The sequence below is a fragment of the Pseudomonas sp. LBUM920 genome (assembly GCF_003852315.1).
GTDB lineage: Bacteria > Pseudomonadota > Gammaproteobacteria > Pseudomonadales > Pseudomonadaceae > Aquipseudomonas.
Window position 1 is genome coordinate 255179 of record NZ_CP027762.1, and the last position, 26695, is coordinate 281873.

Consider the following 26695-nt stretch of genomic DNA (forward strand, 5'->3'; position numbering starts at 1 on the left):
TGCAAAAGAGGCAGGAAGTATGGGCAGCTCGCGAGGTATTCTGAAATTAAATATAACCATGCCAATCAGTGGCAAACGCAATGGTGAAGCGCCATGTTCGACCCCGTGTTGTTACGCAGTTTTGTCGCCGTGGTGGATTGCGGCAATTTCACCCGCGCCGCCGAGCGCCTGCACGTGACCCAGTCCACCGTGAGCCAGCAGATCCGCCGCCTGGAAGAGGCCGTGGCGTGCCAGTTACTCGACCGCGATCAGCGCCGCGTGGTGGCCACCGCCGAGGGTGAGCGCTTGCTGGCGTACGCGCGGCGCATCCTCGCGCTGCATGAGGAGGCTGCCGACGTGCTGATCACTCAGCAAAGCGACGGCGTGCTGCGCCTGGGGGTGCCAGAGGACTTTGCCGCTGAACGGCTGATGCCGTTGCTGTCGTCGTTTGTGGTGGCCTATCCGCGCGTGCGCCTGGAAGTCACCAGCGGCCTCGGCCCGGAGCTGCAGCGTCAATACCGTGCAGGTGAGTTCGACGTGTTGCTGGTCAAGCAAATGGGTGCCAGCGACGACTGCCTGGCGTCGTGGCCGGAGCCCCTGTGCTGGGTCGACAGCCGCAGCATGCCGTCGCTGGGCCGCGACCCGTTGCCCTTGGTGGCGTTTCCGGTGGGTGGGTTGTACCGCAATGAAATGCTGCATCACCTGGAAGTGGGCGGCTGGCGCTGGCGCATCGGCTATTCCAGCGCCGGCCTGGCCAGTGTGTGTTCGGCAGTGGCGGCGGGGCTCGGTATCAGCCTGTTACCACGCCGGGTAGTGCAACCGGGGCACGTGGTGCTCGGCGAGGACAGTGGTTTGCCCGCGGTGCAAGGCGTGCGCCTGGCGTTATATGGCCGCAGCGGGTTGGGCGCAGCCGGGCAGACGTTGCAACGTCAATTGCTCGCGTTATGCGCCAACAGCCCAGCGTAAAGCAGTCGCTGAGCGCCATGTTCGTGGCGAGCGGCCTTGCCCCGCGTTGGGCTGTGTAGCCGCCTCAAAACCTGCCCAACCGGTCTACCTGACACCGCGTTGTTTCCCGGCGGGTCTGCTGCGCAACCCCGCGCGGGGCAAGCCCACCCGCCGCGTTCGATGCCTTTACTGAATATTTTTTATGCCTGAAATGCATCGAAAAACCGCGCCTTCGCCACAGGCCGCGCAGGCCGTGGCTTTGGCGTTTCAGGATGTTTCTCATATTCAATTTAGATCTATGTATAACTTTAAAGATTACTTTAAGAGATAAGCGTCTGGCCCCGATGATTCAGCCCTCGACGGCCGCCAAGGCAGGCCTGTCGGTTTTTTTGTGTGAAAACCGTAGGGAGTGAATCAATGGGCAATGTCCAGACCGCCGCCAGTGCACCCGAGGCGCAATGGCGCCAGGCACCGGGTGGTGAGTTGGTCGACCTTGGCCGGCCGCATCGCGCGCCGTTGGGGCAATTGCGTTTGCAGAAAACCCCGAAGCGCTTCTCGAGCCGTCGCGAAGGGCTTCTGCTCGGCTTACTGGTGTTGGCGCTGCACGGCGCGGTGATCTATTGGGTGAGCCAGAAGCCGACGCCGGTGTTGCCGATTGTGCCGCCGGAAATCCCGCCGATGACGATCGAATTTTCCCAGCCGGCGCCGCCGGTGGTTGAACCACCACCGCCCGTGCCGCCACCGCCACCGCCGCCTGTGGTCGAGCCACCGCCGCCGGTTGTGGATGAATTGGCCGCCAAGCCGGCGCCGCCAAAACCGATTCCCAAGCCTAAACCCAAGCCGGTGCCCAAGCCCGAGCCCAAGCCTGCACCGAAACCGGTCGAGCAGCCGCCCGCGCCACCGACGCCGGCGCCACCTGCACCGCCCACGCCAGCCGCGCCACCGTCGCCGGCACCGGTGACACCCGCTTCGGCAAACGCCGCGTACCTGAAGAACCCGGCGCCGGAGTACCCGTCACTGGCCCAGCGTCGCGGTTGGGAAGGCACGGTGTTGCTCAGGGTGCATGTGTTGGCCAGCGGCAAGCCGGGCGAGATCCAGATCCAGAAAAGCAGCGGCCGTCAGCAGCTCGATGACGCCGCACTGACCGCGGTGAAGCGTTGGAGCTTCGTGCCGGCCAAGCAGGGCGATGTGGCCCAGGACGGCTGGGTCAGCGTACCGATCGATTTCAAGATTCACTAACTATTCGGCAGCGGTGTGTTGGACACGTCGCGACCTGCACAGAGGGAAAACATCATGGCATTAGCATCTCCACTTGAATCCATCGAAAGCGCGGTGATCTGGCTGCTGGTGGCCTTTTCAGTCGCCACCTGGGGTTTCGCCTTGCTCAAGGGCGTGCAGTTCGGTCGCCTCAAGGCCCAGGATCGCAAATTCCACAAACAGTTCTGGGCGGCGTCGAGTCTCGACTCGGCCGCCGAACTGGCCGACACCCAGCCCGGCGCCGCAGCGCGTGTGGCCCAGGCCGGTTATGCCGCGATCCAGGTGGGTGACGCGCCGCACGCTGCGGACCTGAGCCAGGCCATCAACCATCAGGACCGCCTCGAACGCGCCCTGCGTCAGCAGATCGTGCGTGAGCGTCGCTCGCTGGAAACCGGCCTGGCCGTGGTCGCCAGTATCGGCAGCACCTCGCCGTTTATCGGCCTGTTCGGCACCGTGTGGGGGATCATGGAAGCGTTGAAAGGCATCAGCGCCGCCGGCTCCGCCAGCCTGGAAACCGTGGCCGGCCCGATTGGTGCGGCGCTGGTGGCCACCGGTGTCGGTATCGCCGTCGCGGTGCCGGCGGTGCTGGTCTACAACTATTTCCTGCGTCGTTTGAAGCTGACGGCTGCTGACCTTGACGACTTTGCCCACGACTTCTACAGCCTGGCGCAGAAGAACTCTTTCCGCGTGCTGTTGCACCCTGCGCTGACCAAGAACGCAGCCGGTAACCCGCAGAAAGTGAAGGAGGCGTCCTGAGATGGCCTTTTCCACGCAAGACAGTGACGAGGTGCTGAGCGAGATCAACGTGACGCCGCTGGTGGACGTGATGCTGGTGTTGCTGGTGGTGTTTATCGTCACTGCGCCGCTGTTGACCAACGCGATCCCGATCAACCTGCCCAAGACCGAAGCCGTGGCGCCGGTTGAGCAGAAAGACCCGCTGGTGGTGAGTATCGACGGCGCCGGCAAACTGTTTATCAACAAGGACGAAGTCCAGCCGGACCTGCTGGAGTTCAACCTGCAGGCGGCCAAGGCCAAGGACCCCGATGTGCGGGTGCAACTGCAGGCTGACAATGGCGTGAACTACGGCGAAGTGGCGCGAGCCATGGCGTCTATCGAACGCGCGGGGATTACCAAGTTGTCGGTGATTACTGCACGTTAGTTTCAAATGCCTCGACAATTTTTTGGCCGTCTCCTTGGCAGGGTGCGGCCTTTTTTTTGCCTGAAATTCCGCTGAAGCTCGATGCGAAATGAGGTCTATGTGGGAGCGGGCTTGCTCGCGAATACGGTGGGTCAGTAGCAGATGCGCTGATTGATATACCGCCTTCGCGAGCAAGCCCGCTCCCACCTTTTGATCTTCTGCGTCTTTGAGTTTTTGGTTATTAATAAATAGCTTCTTATTCCTTAACGAATATAACCCCCGTCCCTATACTGGTCAGCAACGTTAAACGCTGCAGGAGGGCACACCCATGCACAGCGAGTCGATTCGTTATCTGATCGTGCCGGGCTGGCAAGGATCGCCAGAAGATCATTGGCAAACCCATTGGCAGAACAGCCTGCCCAACAGCGCGCGGGTGGAGCAGGCCGATTGGCTGACGCCGCGTCGCGAAGACTGGGTGGCCGCACTCGCCGAGGCCATCGCCGCCGACAGCACGCCGGTGATTCTGATCGCCCATAGCCTGGGTTGCATCACCGTCGCGCATTGGGCCGCCACTGCGCCGGTGCACTTTCTGCGTCAGGTTCGCGGCGCTTTGCTGGTGGCTCCGGCGGATGTCGAACGCCCGGCCTGCTCACCGGCCTTGCGCAACTTCGCACCGATCCCGAGCGACCTGCTGCCGTTTCCCAGCCAAGTGGTCAGCTCCGACAACGACAGCGCCGTCAGCGCCCCGCGGGCCCTGGAACTGGCGCGCAATTGGGGCGCCGAGGCCGGGATTCTGTCCGGCGCCGGCCATATCAATGTGAAGTCCGGCCACCAGCGCTGGGAGCAGGGCTTCGCCTACCTCTATCGCCTGCAAAATCGCCTTGAGCACCACGCCCGGCGTACTGCCTGAACATTTTTCAACGCCCCGTCCCTGAGTGGATTTGGGGCGGGAGCCTGCCATGAGTCTGCATGAAACCTACGGCCAGCCCTTGCTGACCTTCCCCGACGCCGAAAAAAGCCCGCTGAGCATCCGTGCCAAGGCCCTGGTGTTTGTCGACCCGCGCTCGCGCCAATTGCGTGAAGACCTGGAAAGCCTGGCGCCGCGCGCCTTGCCGGTGTTGATTCGCGGTGAGACCGGCAGCGGCAAGGAACTGCTGGCGCGGCATATCCACCGTGGCAGCGACCGCACCGGGTTGTTTGTCTCGGTCAACTGCGGCGCGATCAGCCCCACTTACGCCGATGCCGAACTGTTTGGCTACGCGGCCGGCAGCCACAGCGGCGCGGCGAGCAGCCGGGCCGGGTGGTTCGGGTCGGCCAACGGCGGCACCTTGTACCTGGATGAGATCGGCGACTTGCCGTTGCCGATCCAGGTGAAATTGCTCGCCGCCCTGGAGAATCACGAAGTCACCCGCGTCGGAGCCCACCAGCCCAGCCCGGTGGATGTGCGCCTGGTGGCGGCGACCAGCATCGACCTGGCCCAGGCGGTGGCGGCGGGCAAGTTTCATGAGCGCCTGTTCCATTACTTGAGTGAAGGCCGGCTCGACCTGCCGGCTTTGCGTGAGCGGGTCGGCGACATCCTGTCCCTGGCCGAGTATTTTCTCGGCATCTACAGCCAGCGCCTGGACCTGCCGGTGCCGCTGATCAGTGATGCCGCCCAGCGTGTGTTGGAACTCCACAGCTGGCCGGGCAATACCCGCGAACTGGAAAACGTTATTCACTTTGCGCTGCTGGTGAGCAGTGGTGATGAGATTTTGCCCGAACATCTCAACCTGCCGGTGGCGGGCTCGCCACTGGAACAGGTGCAGCGGATCTTCGCGAGTGCCAGCGCTGCCGAGCGGCAAGCCTTGCTCGGCTTTCTAAATGAACAGCAGCTACATGAGCAAAATGGAATATCAAAGTGAATAAAAGATATTGTTCGGGAATAAAAAATCTAGGTATTGTCCACTCCACGCCGCGATAGCACTTCGCTGGCACACCATAAAAACGGTCGTCAGAGACGCCCCGGAATTTCGATAAGGACACTGCATGAAAAAGGTTCTGTTGTTTACCGCACTGGCGGCTGCCCTGACTGCAAGCTTCGCCCAGGCGAACGAGAAACTGGTGGTTGCCGCCACGCCGATCCCGCACGCCGAGATCCTTGAGCTGGTCAAACCGACCCTGGCCAAAGAAGGCGTGGACCTGGAGATCAAAGTATTCACCGACTACGTGCAACCTAACGTGCAAGTGGCCGAGAAGCGTCTGGACGCCAACTACTTCCAGACCCTGCCGTACCTGGAAAACTTCAACAAGGGCAAGGGCACCAACCTGGTCACTGTGATCGGTGTGCACGTTGAGCCTTTCGGCGGTTACTCGAAAAAGATCAAGAACATTTCTGAGTTGAAGGACGGCGCCACCGTGGCCATCCCGAACGAAGGCTCCAACAGCGGCCGCGCCCTGTTGCTGCTGCAGAAAGCCGGTGTGATCACCCTCAAAGACCCAAGCAACGCCCTGGCCACGCCGAAAGACATCGCCAGCAACCCGAAACACCTGAAATTCAAAGAGCTGGAATCGGCGCTGCTGCCACGCGTGCTGGACCAGGTTGACCTGGACTTGATCAACACCAACTACGCGCTGGAAGCTGGCCTGAACCCAGCCAAAGACGCACTGATCATCGAAGACGCCAAGTCGCCGTACGTGAACTTCCTGGTGGCACGCCCGGACAACAAGGACAGTGACGCTATCCAGAAGCTGGCCAAGGCCCTGACCAGCCCTGAAGTCAAAGCGTTCATCGATTCCAAGTACAAAGGCGCGGTAGTGCCTGCGTTCTGATGTAAACAAAACCCCCTTCAAGGTTTGAACGCCGACGGCTCACATAGCGTCGGCGTTTTTTTATGCCTGGAGTTTGGAATGCAATAAAAATGTGGGGGGCTTGCCCCCGATATCAGGGGTTCAGTCAATGCATCTGTGGCTGACATACCGCTATCGGGGGCAAGCCCCCTCCCACATCTGATTGACGCAGGCTTACCTGTTTTGTGTGTTGATCGCCCGGCGCAACGCCATCAACCACTTCACCAGCTCCTGCGGATCAATCGGTTTCGCTTCGTTCATGGTTCAATCCCTCGAATCTCAGACCCCCCAACCATAGCCGTCACCCGGACAACCCGCGAATCCGGCGGTTATCTTTTTGGGTGATATCAATATGCTATTTGGGTATTTAAATTTTGCTTTTTATACCTTTAGAGTTCGCGCTACCCGGCGTTACCCACGCCGGACCGGACTGCGCCCGCTGCATTACCCTTGCGGCGTCATGGACTCAAGATGACCTTCGATTTCGCTTTTATCCTCAGCACCTTGCCGGCGTTTCTCAGCGCCGTTGGGGTGACGCTGCAAGTGGGCCTGATCGCCATTGCCACCTCGTTGCTGGTGGCACTGATCAACGCCGCGCTGCTGGTGTTTCGCACGCCGTACCTGTCGCGCCTGGTGGCGCTGTATGTGGAGCTGGCGCGCAACACGCCGCTGCTGATCCAACTGTTCTTTGTGTACTTCGCCTTGCCGGCGCTGGGGTTCAATATCTCCGGGTTCTGGGCCGCGATCATCACCATGACCTTCCTCGGCGGCGCCTACCTCACCGAAGTGCTGCGCGCCGGTGTGGAGGCGGTGCCGCTGGCGCAGATCGAGTCGGGCAAGTCCATCGGCCTGTCCGACTGGCAGCTGCTGCGCCATGTGATCCTGCCTCAAGCCGGCATCCTCAGCCTGCCGGCGCTTTTCGCCAATTTCATCTTTCTGCTCAAGGAGACCACGGTGGTGTCGGCCGTGGCGGTGCCGGAGATTCTCTACACCACCAAGAGCTACATCGCGCTCTACTACAAAACCTACGAAATGCTCGCCGTGCTGACGCTGATCTGCGTGCTGTTGTTTTTGCCGCTGTCGCTGCTGCTCAGCCGCCTGGAAAGGAGGCTCCAGCATGGCCAGTTCGGGTCTTGAGTTGTTGTGGGTGTCGTTGCCGCAACTGGGCAAGGGCGCTGCGCAAACGCTGTCGATTTCATTTTTGAGCATTGCCTTCAGCACCGTCGGCGGCGTGCTGTACGGCGTGCTGCGCACGCTCAATAACACGCTGATCAACGCGGTGCTGCGGGTGTACCTGGAGCTGTTTCGCGCGATCCCGGTGTTGGTGTGGTTGTACCTGCTGTTTTTCGGCCTGCCGATTTTCTTCGGCCTGAGCATTCCGAGCTTCTGGTGCGCGGTGCTGGTGCTGTCATTGTGGGGCGCCAGCGAGGTCGGTGAAGTGGTCCGTGGCGCGCTGCATTCGCTGCCGCGTGGCCAGCGCGAGGCCGGGTTGTCGATTGGCCTGTCCGACCCGCAGCTGTACGGCTACGTGCTGCTGCCCCAGGCCCTCAAGCGCATGACGCCGCCAACCATCAACGTCTACACGCGCATCATCAAGACCAGCTCACTGGCGGTGCTGATCGGCGTGGTGGACGTGATCAAGGTTGGCCAGCAAATCATCGAACGCACCTATGAGTCAGTATTGATCTACGGCGTGCTGTTCCTGTTTTTCTTCTTTATCTGCTACCCGTTGTCAGCCGCCTCCAAGGTGCTGGAACGGCGCTGGGCCCAAGCATGAGCGCATTGATCGAGTTCCAGGCTTTCAACAAATTCTTCGGCGAGCAGCAGGTGCTCAAGGGCATCGACCTGAGCGTGCAAAGCGGCGAGGTGGTGGTGATCCTCGGCCCCAGCGGCTGCGGCAAAAGCACCTTGCTGCGCTGCCTCAACGGCCTGGAAGTGGCGCACAGCGGCAGCCTGCGTTTTGCCGGCAAAGAGCTGCTGGACAAAAATACCGATTGGCGCCAGGTGCGTCAGGACGTGGGCATGGTGTTCCAGAGTTACCACCTGTTCCCACACATGAGCGTGCTCGACAACATCCTGCTCGGCCCACTGAAAGTGCAAAAACGCGCGCCTCGCGAAGCCCGTGCCCAAGCGGAAAAATTACTCGAACGTGTTGGCCTGGCCGACAAGCGCGACGCCTTCCCACGCCAGCTGTCAGGTGGTCAGCAGCAACGCATCGCCATCGTCCGTTCGCTGTGCATGAACCCGCAAGTGATGCTGTTTGACGAAGTCACCGCCGCCCTCGACCCGGAAATGGTCAAGGAAGTGCTGGAAGTGATTCAAGGTCTGGCCCGCGACGGCATGACCTTGTTGATCGTCACCCATGAAATGGCCTTCGCCCGCGCCGTCGCCGACCGCGTGGTGTTCATGGAGGCCGGTCGCATCCTTGAGCACGACACCCCCGAAGAATTCTTTACGAACCCGCAAACCGCACGCGCGCAGCAGTTCCTGGAGAAGTTCTCCTTTGTTTCAACACTGCCCAAGAAAACCAAGGAATTGGAGCTGATATGAAAAAACTACTGCTGCCACTGTTTGCCGTCGCCTTACTGGCCGGCTGCGAAAAAAAGGCCGAAGAGCCTGCCAAACCCGTCGCTGCTGCCAGCTACATCGACAAGATCAAAGCGCGGGACAAGCTGATCGTCGGTGTATTCACCGACAAGCCGCCATTCGGTTTTGTGAACGAAGCCGGTCGTTACGTCGGCTTTGATACCGACATCGGCCGCCAATTCGCCAAGGACCTGTTGGGCGATGAAAACAAGGTCGAGTTTGTCGCCGTCGAACCGGCCAGCCGTATTCCGTTCCTGCAGAGCGACAAGGTCGACCTGATCCTTGCCAACATGACCGTAACGCCGGAGCGCAAGGAAGCGGTGGACTTCACCAATCCCAACCTGAAAGTGGCGGTACAGGCTTTGGTGCCGCAGGACAGCTCGGTGAAAAGCCTGGATGACCTGGCAACCCGCACCACCATCGTCACCACCGGCACCACCGCCGATATCTGGCTGACCAAAAACCACCCGGACTGGAAACTGCTCAAGTTCGAGAAAAACTCCGAGTCGCTGCAGGCGCTGTCGGCCGGGCGTGGCGATGCGTACGCGCAAGACAACCTGGTGCTGTTCAGCTGGGCCAAGCAGAACCCGGGCTACCGCGTGCTGGAAGAGAAACTCGGTGATGAAGCACCGATTGCGCCAGCCGTGAAGAAGGGCAACATCGAACTGCGCGACTGGGTGAATACCGAGTTGGCGAAGTTGGGTGAGGAGAAGTTCCTGCTCAAGCTGTACGACCAATATGTGCGTAAAGAGCTGAGCGATGACACCAAGCCTGAGAGCGTGATTGTTGAGGGCGGTAAGTGGCAGGGTTGATCCCGCGCTGACTGTCACACCGCTATCGCAGGCAAGCCAGCTCCCACCTTTGACCGAGTTCCCACCTTGGAATGCAGGCTAATGTGGGAGCGGGCTTGCCCGCGAAGAGGCCGGTGCAGTCACTGCACCTACGCCGGCCAATGCCAACTTCTACCGCTATCGCAGGCAAGCCAGCTCCCACCTTTGACCGAGTTCCAACCCTGGAATGCAGGCTAATGTGGGAGCGGGCTTGCCCGCGAAGAGGCCAGTGCAGTCACCGCACCTACTCCGGCCAATGCCACCTTCTACCCCTATCGCAGGCAAGCCCGCTGCCACCTATGACCGAGTTCCAACCCTGGAATGCAGGCTAATGTGGGAGCGGGCTTGCCCGCGAAGAGGCCAGTGCAGTCACTGCACCTACTCCGGCCAATGCCACCTTCTACCCCTATCGCAGGCAAGCCAGCTCCCACCTTTGACCGAGTTCCAACCCTGGAATACAGGCTAATGTGGGAGCGGGCTTGCCCGCGAAAAGGCCGGTGCAGTCACTGCACCTACTCCGGCCAATGCCACGTTCTACCGCTATCGCAGGCAAGCCAGCTCCCACCTTTGACCGAGTTCCAACCTTGGAATTGCAGGCTAATGTGGGAGCGGGCTTGCCCGCGAAGAGGCCGGTGCAATCACCGCTTATTCCGGCCAATGCCACGTTCTACCCCTATCGCAGGCAAGCCAGCTCCCACCTTTGACCGAGTTCCAACCTTGGAATACAGGCTAATGTGGGAGCGGGCTTGCCCGCGAAGAGGCCAGTGCAGTCACCACACCTACTCCGGCCAATGCCACCTTCTACCCCTATCGCAGGCAAGCCCGCTCCCACCTTTGACCGAGTTCCAACCGTGGAATACAGGCTAATGTGGGAGCGGGCTTGCCCGCGAAGAGGCCAGTGCAGTCACTGCACCTATTCCGGCCAACGCCACCTTCTACCCCTATCGCAGGCAAGCCCGCCGCCACCTTTGACCGAGTTCCAACCGTGGAATACAGGCTAATGTGGGAGCGGGCTTGCCCGCGAAGAGGCCGGTGCAATCACCACTTATTCCGGCCAATGCCACGCCGGCGCATCCAACATCCCTTGCCCCACAATCCGTGTCTCGCCCATCACCTTCTCCAACACAATCGAATTACACCCTTCATCCTGCTGCAACGCTGCAATCAACCGGCTGGCATGCGACACCACCCACACTTGGCAATGCTGGGATGCCTGGATAATCAAACGCGCCAGCGCCGGCAGCAAATCCGGGTGCAGGCTGGTTTCCGGCTCGTTCAGTACCATCATGGTCGGCGGCCGTGGCGTGAGCAGCGCCGCGATCAACAGCAGATAACGCAAGGTGCCGTCCGACAGCTCGGCCGCCGACAATGGCCGCAGCAAGCCTTCCTGATAAAACTCAATCGCAAAGCGCCCGCCCTGCAGTGGCTGGATATTCAGGCGCGCGCCGGGGAATGCATCGCTGACCGCGCGCTGCAATGCCTCGGGGTCGCCGATCTCGCGGATGGTCTGCAATGCCGCCGCCAAATCGCGCCCGTCGTGATGCAACACCGGGGTACGCGTGCCCAGTTGCGGTTGGCGAACGGGCGCGTCCACGTCGCTGCGAAAGTGATCATAAAAGCGCCAGCCACGAATGCTTTCGCGCAGCAGCAACACCTCCGGCGAGCCGCGCAGGCTGCCCACCTGATCGAACAGGCTGTGGTAATTGGGCGTGTGCTGGGCCACGACATCCCAGGTGCGCCCGTCTCGGGCCCGAACCATCGGTCCGCAGCGTTGCACCAAAAGGCTGGCGGGGCGGTAAATGTGGCCGGCCCAGATGCATTCCTTTTTCACTTCTGGGTCGAGTGAAAAGTACGACGAGGTCGTTTCCGGCAGCCCAAGGGAAATTGCATAACTGAAATCTTCCCCGGCGAACCCAAGGCGCAAGCGTTTCACGCGTTGGCGTACGGTAGGCTCCACCGGCACCTCGCCGTTGCGCATGCGCCGGCTGATGGTTTCCGGCCCGGCCCAGAAGGTTGAATCCAGCCCGCCTTCACGGGCCAGCGCATTGATGACGCCGCCTTGGGCGGTTTCCGCCAGCAGGCGTAAGGCGCGATACAGGTTGGACTTGCCGCTGCCATTGGGGCCGGTGACCAGGTTCAGCCGGTCCAGGGGCACCACCAATTTATTGATCGAGCGGTAATTGGCCACCGCCAGGGTTTTCAACATAGGTATTCAGTCGACGTGGGAACCATTGGAGTATGGGATCCTCCATGCAGATAAGGAACCCTGATCTAAGCTCACAGTCGCATACACACTGGCAAGTCGGCATCACGCAAAAGGAGCCTGCATGGGCGGTCGCACTTCGATAGTTTTACTCAGCCTTGGCCTCTTGGCGCTGCTGAGCGGCTGTGGTCAGGAAAAGGCCGAGCCCAAGGCGCATTCGCGGGTTTTTGTGCAGACTGTGCAGCCGGCGGATTTTGCCGCGGCAGTCACCCTGACCGGCGATATCCAGGCCCGTGTGCAAACCGATTTGTCCTTTCGCGTGGGTGGGAAAATCATCCAGCGCATGGTCGACGTGGGTGACCGTGTGACCGCCAAGCAAGTGCTGGCCAAGCTTGATCCCAAGGACCTGCAGACCAACGTCGATTCCGCGCAGGCCCAGGTCGTGGCCGAGCAGGCACGCGTCAAGCAAACTGCCGCCGCCTTCGTTCGCCAGGAAAAACTGCTGCCCAAGGGCTACACCAGCCGCAGCGAATACGACGCCGCCCAGGCCGCGCTGCGCAGCAGCCAAAGCGCCCTGGCCGCCGCGCAAGCCCAGCTCGCCAACGCCCGTGAACAACTCGGCTATACCTCGCTGATCGCCGATGCGCCCGGTGTGATTACCGCGCGCCAGGCGGAAGTCGGCCAGGTTGTGCGGGCCACCGTGCCGATTTTCAGCCTGGCCACCGATGGCGATCGTGATGCGGTGTTCAATGTCTATGAATCGCTGCTGGTAGAGCCGCCGCCGGATGCACCGATCACGGTCAGCCTGCTGGACAACCCGAACATCAAGGCCGTGGGCAAGGTTCGCGAGGTCACGCCGGCGGTGGCGGCCAATACCGGCACCGTGCAAGTCAAAATCGCCCTGCAATCGCTGCCCAAGGGCATGCAGTTGGGCTCGGTGGTCAGCGCCACCGCCAATGGCCCGGCCAAGGCCAGCATCGAGCTGCCGTGGTCGGCCTTGACCAAAGACCTCAACGAACCCGCCGTGTGGCTGATCGACGGTGACGGCAAGGCGCAATTGCACAAGGTCAGCGTGGCGCGTTACCTCACCGGCAAAGTCATTATTGGCGAGGGGCTTAAAGGCGGCGAAAAAGTCGTGGTGGCCGGCGGGCAATTGTTGCACCCCGGCATGCTGGTCGAGATCGCCCAGCAAGGAGCCCAGCCATGAAGCGCCTGACGGCTCTGCTCGCCGCCAGCCTGTTGTTGGCCGCCTGCTCCAAGAAAGAACCGCCGCCCGAGCCCGTGCGCCCGGTGTTGTCGATGGAAGTCAAAGCCGAAGACCAGGAAAACCTCGGCCGCTTCGCCGGCACCATCCAGGCCCGCTATGAAAGTAACCTGGGCTTTCGCGTACCCGGCCGTATCGCGCGACGCGCAGTGGACGTGGGTGCTGAAGTGGAGAAGGGCGCCTTGCTTGCCGTGCTCGATCCCACCGATCAGCAAAACCAATTGCGCGCCGCCCAAGGCGACCTCGCCCGCGTGCAGGCGCAGTTCATCAACGCCCAGGCCAACGCCCGCCGCCAGCAGGAATTGTTCAACCGTGGTGTCGGCGCCCAGGCTCAACTGGACGTGGCCCAGACCGACCTGAAAACCACCCAGGCCACCCTCGACCAGGCCAAGGCTTCGGTCAACCAGGCCAAGGACCAGCTCAACTACTCCGAACTGCGCACCGACCACGCCGGTATCGTCACCGCCTGGAACGCCGAGGCTGGCCAGGTCGTCAGCGCCGGCCAGCAAGTGGTGACCCTCGCGCGCCCGGACATCAAGGAAGCGGTAATCGACCTGCCGGCCGGTCTGGCTGAGCGCCTACCTACCGATGTGGTGTTTGTGGTTGCCGGCCAACTCGACCCGAGCGTCAACACCACCGCCATCGTGCGTGAGATCGAACCCCAGGCCCAAAGCGCCACGCGCACCCGGCGTGCGCGATTGACCCTGGCCGAAACACCGCCAGCCTTCCGCCTGGGCACCGCTATCAGCGTGACCTTGAGCACCGCCATCGCACCCCGCATCCAACTGCCGGTGAGCGCCTTGCAGGAAGTTGACGGCAAGACCCGCATCTGGCTGCTCGACACCCACAGCCAGACCGTGCAGCCGCGTGACGTCACGGTGGTCAGCCGCGACGCCGACAGCGCCGTGCTCAATGGCGGCGTCAACCCCGGCGAACGCATTGTCACCGCTGGCGTGAACAGCCTGAAGCCTGGGCAAAAAGTCAAAATCGACGAGGACAGCCCGCGATGAAAGGGAGCTTCAACTTATCCGACTGGGCCCTCAAGCATCAGTCCTTCGTCTGGTACCTGATGTTCGTCGCGCTGCTGATGGGCGTGTTCTCCTACATGAACCTTGGCCGCGAGGAAGACCCTTCGTTCACCATCAAAACCATGGTGATCCAGACCCGCTGGCCGGGTGCGACCCAGGAGGAAACCCTCAAGCAGGTTACCGACCGCATCGAGAAAAAACTCGAAGAACTCGACTCCCTCGACTACGTGAAAAGCTACACGCGGCCGGGCGAGTCCACGGTGTTCGTGTTCCTCAAAGACACCACCAGTGCCAAGGCGATCCCGGATATCTGGTATCAGGTGCGCAAGAAGATCGATGACATTCGCGGCACCTTCCCCCAGGGCTTGCAGGGGCCGTCGTTCAACGATGAGTTCGGTGACGTGTTCGGTTCGGTCTACGCGTTTACCGGCGACGGTTTGTCGATGCGCCAACTGCGTGATTACGTCGAGCAAGTGCGCGCCGAAATCCGCTCGGTGCCGGGCCTGGGCAAGGTCGAGATGATCGGCCAGCAGGACGAAGTGATCTACCTGAACTTCTCTACGCGCAAACTGGCAGCATTGGGGATTGACCAGCGCCAGGTCGTACAAAGCCTGCAGTCGCAGAACGCGGTGACCCCGGCCGGGGTAATCGAGGCCGGGCCGGAGCGGATTTCGGTGCGCACCTCGGGGCAGTTTGCCTCCGAAAAGGACCTGGCCAACGTCAACCTGCGCCTCAATGACCGTTTTTACCGTTTGGCCGACATTGCCGACATCAGCCGTGGCTACGTCGATCCGGCGCGGCCGATGTTCCGTTTCAATGGCAAGCCGGCGATTGGCTTGGCGATTGCCATGCAGAAGGGCGGCAATATCCAGTCATTCGGCAAGGCCTTGCACACACGCATGGATGAGTTGACGGCTGACCTGCCGGTGGGCGTGGGCGTGCACAAAGTCTCCGACCAGGCAGAAGTGGTGGAGGAGGCTGTCGGCGGCTTTACCAGCGCGCTGTTTGAAGCCGTCATCATCGTGCTGGTGGTGAGCTTTATCAGCCTCGGCATGCGTGCCGGGTTGGTGGTGGCGTGCTCGATCCCGTTGGTGCTGGCGCTGGTGTTCGTGTTCATGGAATACAGCGGCATCACCATGCAGCGCGTGTCGCTGGGCGCGTTGATCATCGCCCTCGGCCTGTTGGTGGATGACGCGATGATCACCGTGGAGATGATGATCACGCGCCTGGAAAAAGGCGAAACCAAGGAACAGGCGGCGACCTACGCCTATACCTCGACCGCGTTCCCGATGCTCACCGGCACGCTGGTGACCGTCGCCGGCTTTGTGCCTATCGGCCTCAACGCCAGCTCGGCGGGCGAGTACACCTTCACGCTGTTTGCGGTGATTGCCGTGGCGATGCTGGTGTCGTGGGTGGTGGCGGTGCTGTTTGCGCCGGTGATTGGCGTGCATATCCTCAGCGCCAACGTTAAGCCTGAAAACAAAGAGCCTGGGCGCATCGGTCGCGCATTCAATGGCGGCATGCTCTGGGCCATGCGCAACCGCTGGTGGGCCATCGGCATCACCGTGGGGCTGTTTGCGGCGTCGGTGTTCTCCATGCAGTTTGTGCAGAACCAGTTTTTCCCGTCATCGGACCGCCCGGAAATTCTCGTCGACCTCAACTTGCCGCAAAACGCCTCGATCAACGAAACGCGCAAGGCGGTCGACCGCCTTGAGGCGATCATCAAGGATGATCCGGATATTGCGCGCTGGAGCACCTATATCGGCCAGGGTGCGATTCGTTTCTACCTGCCCCTCGACCAGCAATTGGAAAACCCCTACTACGCGCAGTTGGTGATCGTCAGCAAAGGCCTGGAAGAGCGCGGCGCGTTGATTGCGCGCCTGCAAAAACGCCTGCGCGATGACTTTGTCGGCATCGGCAGTTATGTGCAGCCCCTGGAAATGGGCCCGCCGGTCGGGCGGCCGATCCAGTATCGCGTGTCTGGCAAGGACACCGATCAGGTGCGCAAGCACGCCATTGAACTGGCGACCTTGCTGGATAAAAACACCCACCTGGGCGAGATCATTTACGACTGGAACGAGCCGGGCAAAGTGCTGCGCGTGGACATCGCCCAAGACAAGGCGCGGCAATTGGGGCTGTCGTCGGAAGACGTGGCGCAGTTGATGAACAGCGTGGTCAGCGGTGCATCGGTGACCCAAGTGCACGACGATATCTACCTGATCAACGTGGTCGGCCGCGCCGAAGACGCCGAGCGCGGCACCCCGGAAACCTTGCAGAACCTGCAGATTGTCACGCCCAATGGCACCTCGATTCCGCTGCTGGCCTTCGCCACCGTGCGGTATGAGTTGGAGCAGCCGCTGGTGTGGCGTCGCGACCGCAAGCCAACCATCACCGTCAAGGCTTCGGTGCGTGATGAGATGCAACCGACCGACCTGGTCAAGCAACTCAAGCCCGAAATCGACACGTTCAGCGCCGGCCTGCCGGTGGGCTATAAAGTCGCCACCGGCGGCACCGTCGAAGAAAGCGGCAAGGCCCAAGGCCCCATCGCCAAAGTGGTGCCGTTGATGCTGTTCCTGATGGCCACGTTCCTGATGATCCAGCTGCACAGCGTGCAGAAGATGTTCCTGGTCGCCAGTGTCGCGCCGCTCGGGCTGATCGGCGTGGTGCTGGCGCTGATCCCCACGGGCACGCCCATGGGCTTCGTGGCGATCCTCGGCATTCTGGCGCTGATCGGCATCATCATCCGCAACTCGGTGATTCTGGTGACGCAGATCGATGCCTACGAGCGCGACGGCTACACGCCTTGGGATGCCGTGGTGGAAGCCACCGAGCACCGGCGCCGTCCTATCCTGCTGACCGCTGCGGCAGCCAGCCTGGGCATGATCCCGATTGCGCGGGAAGTGTTCTGGGGACCGATGGCCTACGCGATGATTGGCGGGATCATCATCGCCACCTTGCTGACGCTGTTGTTCCTGCCAGCGCTTTATGTGGCCTGGTACAAGATTCGCGAGCCGAAAAAAGAACAGGCCTGACACTCGGCGCCTTCCTGCAAGGATGTGGGAAGGCTCCTGGAAACACTTTCCCTACAGTTGTCTGGCATTAAGTGCTTTACCCTCCGGGCCTGTTTCCGTTTTGGAAGGCCCGTGTCATGCGCCGTTTAGTGCTGATTTTTTGCCTGTTGCTGTCTCCCCGACTCTTCGCTGGCACCGTGCTGGAAAACGCCCTCTGGCGGGTCGAACTCGACCCCGCCACGCTGGCGCTGCAAGTTACCCCGGCGGGCGAGGCCGCAGTGCACGCTTCCAGCGGTGTGGCGGCGCACGCGGTCACCGGTGTGCAGGCCGATGCCGGGCAAGCCACTTGGCAGTGGGACAGCGGCGCCTACCAGCTGACCGCGCGCCTTGAGGAGCGCGACCTTGCCCTGACCATCAACGCGCGCGAGCCGGGCCATTTGGCGCTGCTGCGCCAACCCGCCGAGGCGATGGGCAAAGGCTTGATCTGGCCCTTGGCCGAAGGGCATTACGTGCCCGCCGGCAACGCCGTGTGGAACTCGTTTTTGCTGGATCAAGGCGAGGTTAATACCACGCAGGATCTCAGCCTGCCGTTATGGGGCGTGGATCATGGCCGTTTCACGCTTAACTGGTTGCTCACCAACCCCTATAACAACCATCTGCAATGGCAGGCAGACGGTGGCGGGCTGGCGCTTTCAATGGCGCATGAATTCACCCGCCTTAAGCCCGCCGCGCCGATGACCCTGCGCCTGCACCTGGGCGATGCCGACCCGTTGGCCGGGGCCAAGCGCTACCGGCAGTGGCTGGTGGCGCAGGGGCGTTATGAACCGCTGGCGGACAAGCTGCGCCAGACCCCCGAGGCTGAAAAGCTGCTGGGTGCCAGCCACGTCTATCTGTGGGGCAATGACCTATTAGGGCCGGAGGATGTGCGCGACTGGCCGCTGCTGGTGAAGGTGCTGCGCGGCCACGAACTCAAGGGCTTGCTGGACAAAGAGGCCACGCAGGTGCTGACGCAGGCCGGCACGTTGGATCGCTACCAAAAGACGGTTTTGCTGCGTGGGCTCAACGCGGCGATCAACAAAAAGGCCCGGCAAACCTGGCAGGCCACCGACGAGCCGGACATGCTCAAGCTGGCTGACGGTTATGGCGTACTGCGCCGTGAACTGGCCACAGCGTTTGCCGGCGCCTTGAGCCACAGCCCCGAGACCTGGGGCAGCACGCTGTCGGCCCAGACCGTCAAGGCGCTGCAAGATGCTGGGTTGAAGCGCCTGCTGCTGACCCTGGGTGAAGGCTGGGAAGGCGGCCTCTGGCACCCCGAAGCGATTCAGGCGGGCGTCAAGGCGGGTTACCTGATGGCGCCGTACGATTCCTATGAAACGGCCTTGTCCACCACCGAAAACCCCGACTGGACCACCGCCCACCTGGGCAGCAAGGCCTATCGCGACTGCGCCATCATCTTGGAAGACGGCAAACTCAAGACCGGCTTTCAACAATCCGGTCACTACACCGACCCGCGCTGCGTGCGGCCGTTACTGGAAGCGCGGGTGAAAGCGGTGCAAGCCAAGGCCGGTTTCAACGCCTGGTTCCTGGATGCCTATGCGACCAGCATGGTCTTTGACAGCTACCGCAATGGCGCCGAAATGACCCAGGCGCAAAACGCCCAAGGAAATATCGACGCGTCACGCTGGCTCAACACGGTGCTCAAACTGCCCGCCGGTTCCGAAGACGGCAATGCGGTCACTGCCCAAGGCATTCTGTTTGCCCACGGCATGCAGACGCCCGTGCTCGGCTGGGGTGATCGCGCGATGACCAAGGATAAACAATCGCCTTATTACGTCGGCAACTGGTATCCGCCGGAGCAACCGGCGGTGTTCTTCAAAACGGTGCCGTTGAATGAGCCATTTCGCACCGTGTATTTCGACCCGTCCATGCGCTTGCCGTTGTATCAGGCGGTGTTTCACGGCTCGGTCATCACCACTCACCATTGGCTGTTCGACAGCCTGAAGCTGAGCAACGTGCGGGCTGAGAACGAGCTGGCCCAACTGCTGTACAACGTGCCGCCGCTGTATCACCTGAGTGCCGCGACCCTGAAGCAGCGCATTCCGTTGATACAGCGCCAGGACCGGTTTTTTCGGCCGTTGCATGAGCGCTTGGCGACACAGGCAATGACCGATTTTCGTTGGCTGACGGCCGATCGGCAGGTGCAGCAGACCACGTTTGCCGATGGCACGCGGTTGGTGGCGAATTTTGCTGCGGGGGACAAAGAAGGGTATGCGGGAAAGAGTGTGACGGCGTTGGTAGAGGGTGAAAAACCTAGGGTGTATCAGGTGGATTAGCGGGGCCGCTGACGCCTTCGCGAGCAAGCCCGCTCCCACATGGAAATGCATTCCAAATGGGGGAGCTGGCTTGCCTGCGATAGGGCCGGGCCAGATGACGAAAATCTACAGTTTGCGCCACACACTCGCCAACCAAGGCTGCTGTTCCCTCGGCAACCCGGCTGGCCGGTAATAATGCTCCAGCTCCACAAACCCGGCCGCCGCCAGCAGACCCTGCCAGGTTTCAAGGTCGTGATAAGACCCATAGCGAGGCCCGTTCCAGCCTTCCAGGTTTTCACCGCGCGGGTTGGAACTGAACAGCACGCCGCCAGGCTTCAGCGCACCCCGCAACTGCTTGAGCACCCGTGGCAGCTCCTGCTTGGGAATATGGAACAACACCGCGTTGGCAAACACCCCGTCGAAACGTTCGGTCGGCAGGTCCAACTTGAGAAAGTCCTGCAGCAGCACTTCACAGCCACTGTCCTCGCGGGCCATTTGCGCAAACCGTTCGGAGCCATCGAGCCCCACGGCAATATGGCCCATGCGCGTAAACGTCTGCAGATCACGCCCCGGCCCGCAGCCGAAATCCAGCACGGTAAACGGCGCTGTGCCCTGGATATGGCGCAGCAGCGCGTCGATGTTCTGGCTGACATCGTGATCGCGAGTGCCGTCACGGAAGTCCTCGGCCACCTTGTTGTAGTGGCCGAGGGTGATGGAAGTGATCTGGTTGAGGTCGTCGGGCTTGAGGGTCATGGTGGGACATACCGGGCGCTGAGATCGCCCGACTATACCTCACCGCTTGTTCAGCACCCGAGCCAGGCGATCGCCGCCCAACTGAATCACCGCGACGAGAACCACCAGCAACACAATCACGGTGAGCATGATCTGCGTATCGAAACGCTGATAGCCGTAGCGGTAGGCAATGTCACCCAAGCCGCCTGCGCCGATGGCGCCCGCCATGGCTGACGAGTTGATCATGGTCACCAGCGTGATCGTGAACCCGCCCACAATCCCCGGCAGCGCTTCCGGCAACAGCACGTGCCAGATGATGTGCCAGCGGCGGCAGCCCATGGCCTGCGCGGCTTCGATCAAACCGTGGTCCACTTCGCGCAGGCTCACCTCGGCGATCCGCGCGAAAAACGGCGTGGCGGCGATGGTCAGCGGCACAACGGCCGCCCACACGCCGTAGGTGGTGCCGACGATCAGCCGGGTAAACGGGATCAGCGCCACCATCAGGATCAGAAACGGAATGGAGCGGAACAGATTGACGAACGCGCCGAGCACGCGGTTCAGCGCCGGTGCCTGGTAGATGCCGCCCTTGTCGCTGGTGACCAGAAACACCGCCAGCGGAATACCCACCAACAGCGCGATCAACGACGACACGCCAACCATCAATAGGGTGTCGATGGCGCCCTGCAATAAACGATCAAACCACATAGCCCAGCACCTCCACCTGTTGCGCCCAACGCCCGGCCAGGGTGCGCAGTGCTTGTGCGTTGTGTGGCGAGCCATTGACCGCCAGCAGTAATTGCCCCAAGGCGTGGCCCTGGATCCGTTCCACGCCGCCTTGCAGCAAGCGCACGCGTCCGCCAAGGGCGCCGAACAGCGCGGCCAGGTCGGGTTCGTCGGTGGCGCTGCCGGTGAACTGCAAACGCAGCACCAACGCGGCGTCGGCCGATGTCTGGGTGGGTTGCAGGCGGTTTTGCAGTTCTTCCGGCAGCCCGTGTTGCAGCGGCGCCAGCAGGGTTCTGCTGACCTCATGCTGCGGGTTGCCGAATACTTGCCACACCGGGCCTTGCTCCACGATTCGACCGTGCTCAAGCACCACCACGCGGTCGCAGATTTCGCGGATCACCGCCATCTCGTGGGTGATCAACACGATGGTCAGGCCCAGGCGTTTGTTGATGTCGCGCAGCAGGCCGAGAATCGACTGGGTGGTTTCCGGGTCGAGGGCCGAGGTGGCTTCGTCGCACAGCAGAATCTGTGGGTCGTGCACCAGCGAACGGGCAATGCCGACGCGCTGTTTCTGCCCGCCGGACAGCTGCGCGGGATAAGCCTTGTGCTTGTCCTGCAAACCCACCAGTTCAAGCAGCTCACGCACCTTTTGCTCGCGCTGCAGCTTGGGCACGCCGGCGACCTTCAACGGCAGCTCGACGTTCTGCCACACCGTTTTGGCCGACATCAGGTTGAAGTGCTGGAAGATCATGCCGATGCGCCGACGCAACGTGACCAGACGGTCTTCGTCGTACTCGCCGATGTCCACCTGATCGATCAGCACGCGCCCGCTGCTGGGTTGCTCCAGGCGGTTGATGGTGCGGATCAGCGAGGATTTGCCAGCGCCGCTGCGGCCGATGATGCCGAACACCTCACCGCGCTGGATCGCAAGGTCAATGCCTTGCAAGGCATGCACGCTGCCGTCATAGGTTTTGCCCAGGTTGATGAACCGCACATGGGCACGGTTCAGGTCCGGGTGCAGCGCTGTCTGCTTGGCGTCCCTGGGCGCGGTGCCCACGTCGCGCAGTTGGGCGTTGGCGGCGGTCATTTTTTATCTTCCCAGCCGACTTGGTAGAGCTTGCCGAGGGATTTATCCAGCGCGGCGCGTACCACCGGCGAATGCTGGTAGATGTCGACGAACTTGATCACGCGCGGGTCGGTTTTGCTTTTGGGCTGGATCACAAACTGGATCACGTATTCCGGGTGATCGAGGCCGTCGAACAGCAACGCCGACTCGGCATCGAAGGTCTTGGACAGGCGGATGTAGGCCGGGTAGCCCTGCACCAGATCGGCGTCGTCATAGGCGCGCACCAGTTGCACGGCTTCCACTTGCAGGATCTTGATCTTCTTCGGGTTGGCGATGATGTCTTCTTCGGTCGCCTTGTAACCCACGCCCGGCTTGAGTGTGATCAAACCGGCCTTGGCCAGCAGTTGCAGGCCGCGACCGCTGTTGATCGGGTCGTTGGCGATCGCCACGCTGGCGCCCTGAGGCAGGTCGTTGAAGCTTTGGTACTTCTTGGAATACAGACCAACGTTATTGATGATGCCCGGCGCATACGGCACCAGGTCGAACCCGGCGGCAGCCTTGGCGTTTTCCAGGAACGGGATGTGCTGGAAGTAGTTCACGTCGATATCGCCGGCGGCGAGGCTGACGTTGGGCGCGATCCAGTCGGTGAACTCCACCAGTTCGACCTTCAAGCCTTGCTTGTCGGCTTCGGCGACGGCGGCTTCCAGGGGAATCGCGAAGGCGGCGGTGGTGCCGACTTTCAGCGGTGCATCGGCGGCGAATACCGCCGAGCTGAATAAACCAAAGGCCAGGGCCAGTGCTTTGACTGGGTGGGTGAGCAGTGTCTTTTTCATGATCGGTTTCCAGTCATAAGGTGTCTGTAAGAACAATGTGGTCAACTGTGGGAGCTGGCTTGCCTGCGATAGCGGTCTGTCAGGGATATTTTCTTTGCTGGCCCACCGCTATCGCAGGCAAGCCAGCTCCCACACTTCTAATTCAGTGTCGGTAGGTGGAACCGGTGTGTTGTTCGGGTAACCGTGCAGTGCCCTGGAAGACTTTTTCGCGCAGCGTTCCCCGCTCATAAGCGGTCTTGTACGACCCACGCTTCTGCAGTTCCGGCACCACCAGGTCGATGAAATCGACATAGCTTTCCGGCGTGACAATGCGCGTCAGGTTGAAGCCATCCAGCCCGGTTTCGCTGATCCACGATTCCAGCTCGTCAGCCACTTGCTCGGGCGAGCCGACCAAGGTGATGTAGCGCCCGCCCAGGGCGTGCTGCTCAAGCAATTTGCGCCGCGTCCAATCGTTGTTTTGCAGGTTCTTGGTGGCCGACTGAATCGCGTTGCTTTTCACGTACTGGATCGGCTCATCGATTTCGTATTGAGCAAAGTCGATGGCCGTAGAGGCCGAGAAGTGCGCCACTCCGGCTTCGGGGCTGGCATAGCTCACGTACTCGGCGTGCTTGGCCCAGGCCAGTTCTTCGGTGGCGCCCACAATCACGTTGAGGCCCATGAACACCTTGATGTCATCCGGGTTGCGCCCCGCCTGCGCCGCACTGGCGCGCACCTTGTCCACCTGGACTTTGGTGGCGGCCTTGTTCTGCCCGCTGATGAATACGCACTCGGCATGGCGCCCGGCGAACAGCAAGCCACGCTCCGAGCTGCCGGCCTGGAACAGCACCGGCGTGCGTTGCGGCGACGGCTCGCAAAGGTGGTAACCCTCGACCTGATAGAACTCGCCGTGGTGCTCAACCTTGTGCACCTTGCCGGGCTGCGCATAGACCCGTTGCTGTGGGTCGTTGATGACCGCGTCGTCTTCCCAGCTGCCTTCCCAGAGTTTGTACAGCACTTGCAGGTATTCATCGGCCTGGTCGTAGCGCCGGTCATGCTCGACCTGTTCGGTCAGGCCCATGGCCTTGGCGGCGCTGTCGAGGTAGCCGGTGACGATGTTCCAGCCGACCCGGCCACGGCTCAGGTGGTCGAGGGTGGACATGCGTCGGGCGAACAGATACGGCGGCTCGTAGGTGAGGTTGGCGGTGAGGCCGAAGCCGAGGTTTTGGGTGACGGCCGCCATGGCCGAGACCAGCAGCAACGGGTCGTTGACCGGCAGCTGGATCGACTCTTTGAGCGGCACGTCGATGGCGTTCTGGTAAACGTCGTACACGCCGACGATGTCGGCGATGAACAAGCCGTCGAACAGCCCGCGCTCCAGGGTCTGCGCCAGGTCGGTCCAGTATTGGAGGGTCTTGTACTGCGTCGAGGTGTCCCGTGGATGCGTCCACAGGCCATGGTTGATGTGCCCGATGCAATTCATGTTGAAGGCATTGAGCAGGATTTTTTTCTTCGCCATTAAATGGTCCCCCGCAGTGGCGGGTTTTCATCGTTGAGGTAGTAATTGCCCACAGCAAAGTACTTCCAGCGCACCGGGTCGTGCAGGGTGTGTACGCGGGCGTTGCGCCAGTGGCGGTCAAGGCCATGTTCGGCCAGGGTCGCCTGGCTGCCGGCCAGTTCGAACAAGGTGCTGCCGGCGGCCAGGGAAATTTCAGTGCTCAAGGCGCGCACTTCGGCGACGGCGATGGAGGCTGCCGCGACGGTTTCGGCAGTGCTGTCGGCCTGGGCGCGGTCGAGGAACTCACCGGAGCGTTCCAGCAATGCCTCGGCGGCGTGCAGGCGGATGCTCAGGTGGCCGAAGCTTTTCAAGGTGAGCGGGTCTTCAGTGGCCTTGTCGTTGCCGGAGTCGATCCACGGCCGGGTCTTGGTGCGCACAAAATGCAGCGCATCCTCGAAGGCGGCGCGGGCGATGCCGGTGTCGATGGCAGCGTGAAGGATCTGCGCCAGCGGGCCGACCGTGGTCGGGCGCTCGAAAGCGCTCTGGAACGGGACCACGTCCTGGGCGGCGACCCACACGTTGTCAAACACCACGGAGCCGCTGCCGGTGGTGCGCTGGCCGAATCCGCTCCAGTCGTCGATGACCGTCAGGCCTTCGCTGTCGCGCGGCACAAATGCCAGTTGCTGCACGCCGTGTTCATCCACCACCGAGGTGGGGATGCGTTGGGCGTAGATGGCGCCGGTGGAGTAGAACTTGCGGCCGGTGATACGAAAACCGTCGCCGTCGCGGGTGATTTTGGTCACCCGGTCATGGGCAGTTTTGGTACCCAGCTCCGCCAAGGCGTTGCCGAAACGTTGGCCTGCGAGCACTTCGGCGTACAGGCGTTTCTGCTGGGCCGGGCTGCCATTCACGCGCAGCACTTCCAGGGCATAGAAATGGTTTTGCGGGATCTGGCCCAGCGAGGCGTCCGCCTGGGCAATCAGCGCAATGACCTTGGCCAGGGTGACGTTGGACACACCCGCGCCACCGTGTTCCTTCGGCACGCTGATGCCCCACAGGCCGGAGCGCGAAAACACCTCCAGCTCGGGCAGGGGCAGGCGGCGTTCACGGTCGCGCTGAGCGCTGTCGCGACCCAAGTCTTCGGCCAGGTCGCTGGCGACAATAAGGGCTTGTTCGTCGCTGGTGATAACCGCGACGTTTGTAGAGAAAGTCATGATGTTCTCCAGATGTCTGGTCGGTCAGATCCAGGAATGACGAGCCGGCAACGTGCCGTTCAGGCGATAGGCGCCGATGGCGTGATACTTCCAGCGCACCGGGTCGTGCAGGGTGTGCACGCGGGCGTTGCGCCAGTGGCGGTCGAGGTTGAATTCGGCGAGGGTGGCGCGACTGCCGGCCAGTTCGAAGAGCTTTTCGCTGACCAGCAGCGACACTTCGGTGGTCAGCACTTTCGCTTCGGCCACGGCAATTGACGCGCGCGCGGCGGATTGCGCGGTGATCGGCGCAGCGCTGACCTCGTCCAGCACCTTGCCGGCCTTGCGCAACAGGGCTTGGGCGGCATGCAGTTCGATGTTCAGCTTGCCGATATCGGCGATCACATACAGGTCATCGCTGGCGCGTTCGACCCTGGCGTCGATCCATGGGCGCGAGCGTTCACGCACGAAGGCGATGGTGTCATCGAGGGCGCCGCGGGCGATGCCGGCGTCGATGGCCGCCTGGATCAATTGCGAGATGGCGCCCTGGATGTTCGGGCTTTCGCCGATGCGCCAGTTCTCTATCACCAGTTCGGCGTCCACCGGTACCCGGTCAAGCAGCACGGTGCCGCTGGCGGTGGTGCGTTGGCCGAAGCCCGACCAATCGTCAACGATGCGCAGCCCTTGCGTGCCACGGCGCACAAAGGCCATGACTTGTTTGCCGTCATCGTTCAACGCCTTCACCGCCACCCAATGGGCAAACAGCGCGCCGGTGGAGTAAAACTTCTGGCCGCTGACCACATAGCCGTCACCTTCGGCGGTGAGCCGCGCTTTGAGTTCCAGGGTGTTTTTGGTGCCGCGTTCCGGGCCGCCATTACCGATGCGCCAGCCGTCGAGGACGCTCTGGAACAGCTGCTTTTTCTGGCGTTCGGTGGCAGTGCCCTGCAGCAGATACAGGATGCCGAAGTGGTTTTGCGGGATCTGCCCGAGGGCCGGGTCCGCCGCGCTGATGATCGCGAACACCTCGGCCAGGGTCACGAACGATACCTGTGGGCCGCCGTATTCACGGGGAATGGAAATACTGCCCAGCCCGCTGCGGGTGAACTGCTCAAGCTGCGCCCAGGGCAGCTTGCGCTGCTGGTCGCGCTTGGCCGCTTGCAGGCGCGCGGCCTGAGCCAGTTCGTGTGCTGCGCTCAACGCTTGTGCGTCGTCGCGCAGCACAGCTGCCGGCAACAGCAGTGGGGCTACGTCCAGATCACTCTGGGGGGGTGTTAGAGCCAAGTTAGACATCAGCGCCG

At 61.9% G+C, this 26695-nt stretch carries 23 protein-coding genes; 15 read left to right on the plus strand and 8 right to left on the minus strand.

What is annotated here, in order from left to right; genetic code table 11:
- The first annotated feature begins 93 nt into the window (after positions 1-93).
- From C4J83_RS01080 to C4J83_RS01130, 11 genes are all read left to right on the plus strand, one after another.
- Positions 94-945: a LysR family transcriptional regulator gene (locus C4J83_RS01080; RefSeq protein ID WP_106577373.1), complete on the plus strand. Its 852-nt coding sequence runs from the start codon at positions 94-96 to the stop codon at positions 943-945.
- 396 nt (positions 946-1341) lie between these two features.
- Positions 1342-2163 (plus strand): energy transducer TonB, encoded by an 822-nt coding sequence (locus tag C4J83_RS01085; RefSeq protein ID WP_124416159.1) that lies wholly within the window; start codon positions 1342-1344, stop codon positions 2161-2163.
- A 51-nt stretch (positions 2164-2214) separates the two neighbouring features.
- The gene (locus tag C4J83_RS01090; protein WP_106577759.1) at positions 2215-2937 is read left to right on the plus strand and encodes a MotA/TolQ/ExbB proton channel family protein; all 723 of its coding nucleotides are present in this window, start codon (positions 2215-2217) and stop codon (positions 2935-2937) included.
- A gap of 1 nt (position 2938) precedes the next feature.
- Entirely contained in the window at positions 2939-3340 is a 402-nt protein-coding gene (locus C4J83_RS01095) for an ExbD/TolR family protein (protein WP_124416160.1), read from the plus strand.
- Between the two features lie 307 nt (positions 3341-3647).
- A complete protein-coding gene (locus C4J83_RS01100) occupies positions 3648-4229 on the plus strand; it encodes an alpha/beta hydrolase (protein ID WP_119738240.1) in 582 nt (193 codons plus the stop codon).
- 49 nt (positions 4230-4278) lie between these two features.
- On the plus strand, positions 4279-5220 hold the full coding sequence (locus tag C4J83_RS01105; protein WP_119738237.1) for a sigma 54-interacting transcriptional regulator: 942 nt from the start codon (positions 4279-4281) through the stop codon (positions 5218-5220).
- Between the two features lie 124 nt (positions 5221-5344).
- Entirely contained in the window at positions 5345-6127 is a 783-nt protein-coding gene (locus tag C4J83_RS01110) for a MetQ/NlpA family ABC transporter substrate-binding protein (RefSeq protein WP_119738235.1), read from the plus strand.
- A gap of 489 nt (positions 6128-6616) precedes the next feature.
- Entirely contained in the window at positions 6617-7282 is a 666-nt protein-coding gene (locus tag C4J83_RS01115) for an amino acid ABC transporter permease (RefSeq protein ID WP_106577379.1), read from the plus strand.
- Positions 7263-7922 (plus strand): amino acid ABC transporter permease, encoded by a 660-nt coding sequence (locus C4J83_RS01120; protein ID WP_032884905.1) that lies wholly within the window; start codon positions 7263-7265, stop codon positions 7920-7922. The genes C4J83_RS01115 and C4J83_RS01120 overlap by 20 nt, the downstream gene beginning before the upstream one ends.
- On the plus strand, positions 7919-8695 hold the full coding sequence (locus C4J83_RS01125; RefSeq protein WP_124416161.1) for an amino acid ABC transporter ATP-binding protein: 777 nt from the start codon (positions 7919-7921) through the stop codon (positions 8693-8695). Before C4J83_RS01120 ends, C4J83_RS01125 begins: the two co-directional genes overlap by 4 nt.
- Complete coding sequence (locus tag C4J83_RS01130; RefSeq protein WP_124416162.1) at positions 8692-9543, plus strand: transporter substrate-binding domain-containing protein; 852 nt, start codon at positions 8692-8694, stop codon at positions 9541-9543. The genes C4J83_RS01125 and C4J83_RS01130 overlap by 4 nt, the downstream gene beginning before the upstream one ends.
- A 1063-nt stretch (positions 9544-10606) precedes the next feature.
- Here C4J83_RS01130 and C4J83_RS01140 read toward each other — a convergent pair.
- Positions 10607-11767: an AAA family ATPase gene (locus C4J83_RS01140; protein WP_124416164.1), complete on the minus strand. Its 1161-nt coding sequence runs from the start codon at positions 11765-11767 to the stop codon at positions 10607-10609.
- 121 nt (positions 11768-11888) lie between these two features.
- Between C4J83_RS01140 and C4J83_RS01145 the strand changes: the two genes are divergently transcribed.
- The 4 genes from C4J83_RS01145 to C4J83_RS01160 all read left to right on the plus strand — a co-directional run bounded on the left by C4J83_RS01145 (position 11889) and on the right by C4J83_RS01160 (position 19400).
- A complete protein-coding gene (locus tag C4J83_RS01145; protein ID WP_124416165.1) occupies positions 11889-12971 on the plus strand; it encodes an efflux RND transporter periplasmic adaptor subunit in 1083 nt (360 codons plus the stop codon).
- On the plus strand, positions 12968-14038 hold the full coding sequence (locus tag C4J83_RS01150; protein ID WP_124416166.1) for an efflux RND transporter periplasmic adaptor subunit: 1071 nt from the start codon (positions 12968-12970) through the stop codon (positions 14036-14038). The genes C4J83_RS01145 and C4J83_RS01150 overlap by 4 nt, the downstream gene beginning before the upstream one ends.
- Positions 14035-17088: an efflux RND transporter permease subunit gene (locus tag C4J83_RS01155; protein ID WP_106577385.1), complete on the plus strand. Its 3054-nt coding sequence runs from the start codon at positions 14035-14037 to the stop codon at positions 17086-17088. The genes C4J83_RS01150 and C4J83_RS01155 overlap by 4 nt, the downstream gene beginning before the upstream one ends.
- A gap of 116 nt (positions 17089-17204) precedes the next feature.
- The gene (locus C4J83_RS01160; protein WP_124416167.1) at positions 17205-19400 is read left to right on the plus strand and encodes a glycoside hydrolase; all 2196 of its coding nucleotides are present in this window, start codon (positions 17205-17207) and stop codon (positions 19398-19400) included.
- 105 nt (positions 19401-19505) lie between these two features.
- Here C4J83_RS01160 and C4J83_RS01165 read toward each other — a convergent pair whose 3' ends face one another.
- From C4J83_RS01165 to C4J83_RS01195, 7 genes are all read right to left on the minus strand, one after another.
- On the minus strand, positions 19506-20132 hold the full coding sequence (locus C4J83_RS01165; RefSeq protein ID WP_124416168.1) for a class I SAM-dependent methyltransferase: 627 nt from the start codon (positions 20130-20132) through the stop codon (positions 19506-19508).
- A gap of 39 nt (positions 20133-20171) precedes the next feature.
- Positions 20172-20816 (minus strand): methionine ABC transporter permease, encoded by a 645-nt coding sequence (locus C4J83_RS01170; RefSeq protein ID WP_056858169.1) that lies wholly within the window; start codon positions 20814-20816, stop codon positions 20172-20174.
- Positions 20806-21921, minus strand: a complete 1116-nt coding sequence (locus C4J83_RS01175; RefSeq protein WP_124416169.1) for a methionine ABC transporter ATP-binding protein — start codon at positions 21919-21921, stop codon at positions 20806-20808. The genes C4J83_RS01170 and C4J83_RS01175 overlap by 11 nt, the downstream gene beginning before the upstream one ends.
- Positions 21918-22733, minus strand: a complete 816-nt coding sequence (locus C4J83_RS01180) for a MetQ/NlpA family ABC transporter substrate-binding protein (RefSeq protein ID WP_124416170.1) — start codon at positions 22731-22733, stop codon at positions 21918-21920. Before C4J83_RS01180 ends, C4J83_RS01175 begins: the two co-directional genes overlap by 4 nt.
- Positions 22734-22875: 142 nt before the next feature.
- Positions 22876-24228 (minus strand): LLM class flavin-dependent oxidoreductase, encoded by a 1353-nt coding sequence (locus tag C4J83_RS01185; RefSeq protein ID WP_124416171.1) that lies wholly within the window; start codon positions 24226-24228, stop codon positions 22876-22878.
- Positions 24228-25421: an SfnB family sulfur acquisition oxidoreductase gene (locus tag C4J83_RS01190; protein ID WP_124416172.1), complete on the minus strand. Its 1194-nt coding sequence runs from the start codon at positions 25419-25421 to the stop codon at positions 24228-24230. Before C4J83_RS01190 ends, C4J83_RS01185 begins: the two co-directional genes overlap by 1 nt.
- Positions 25422-25445: 24 nt before the next feature.
- Positions 25446-26687, minus strand: coding sequence for an SfnB family sulfur acquisition oxidoreductase (locus C4J83_RS01195; protein WP_124416173.1), 1242 nt, complete (start codon positions 26685-26687; stop codon positions 25446-25448).
- Positions 26688-26695: the final 8 nt, after the last annotated feature.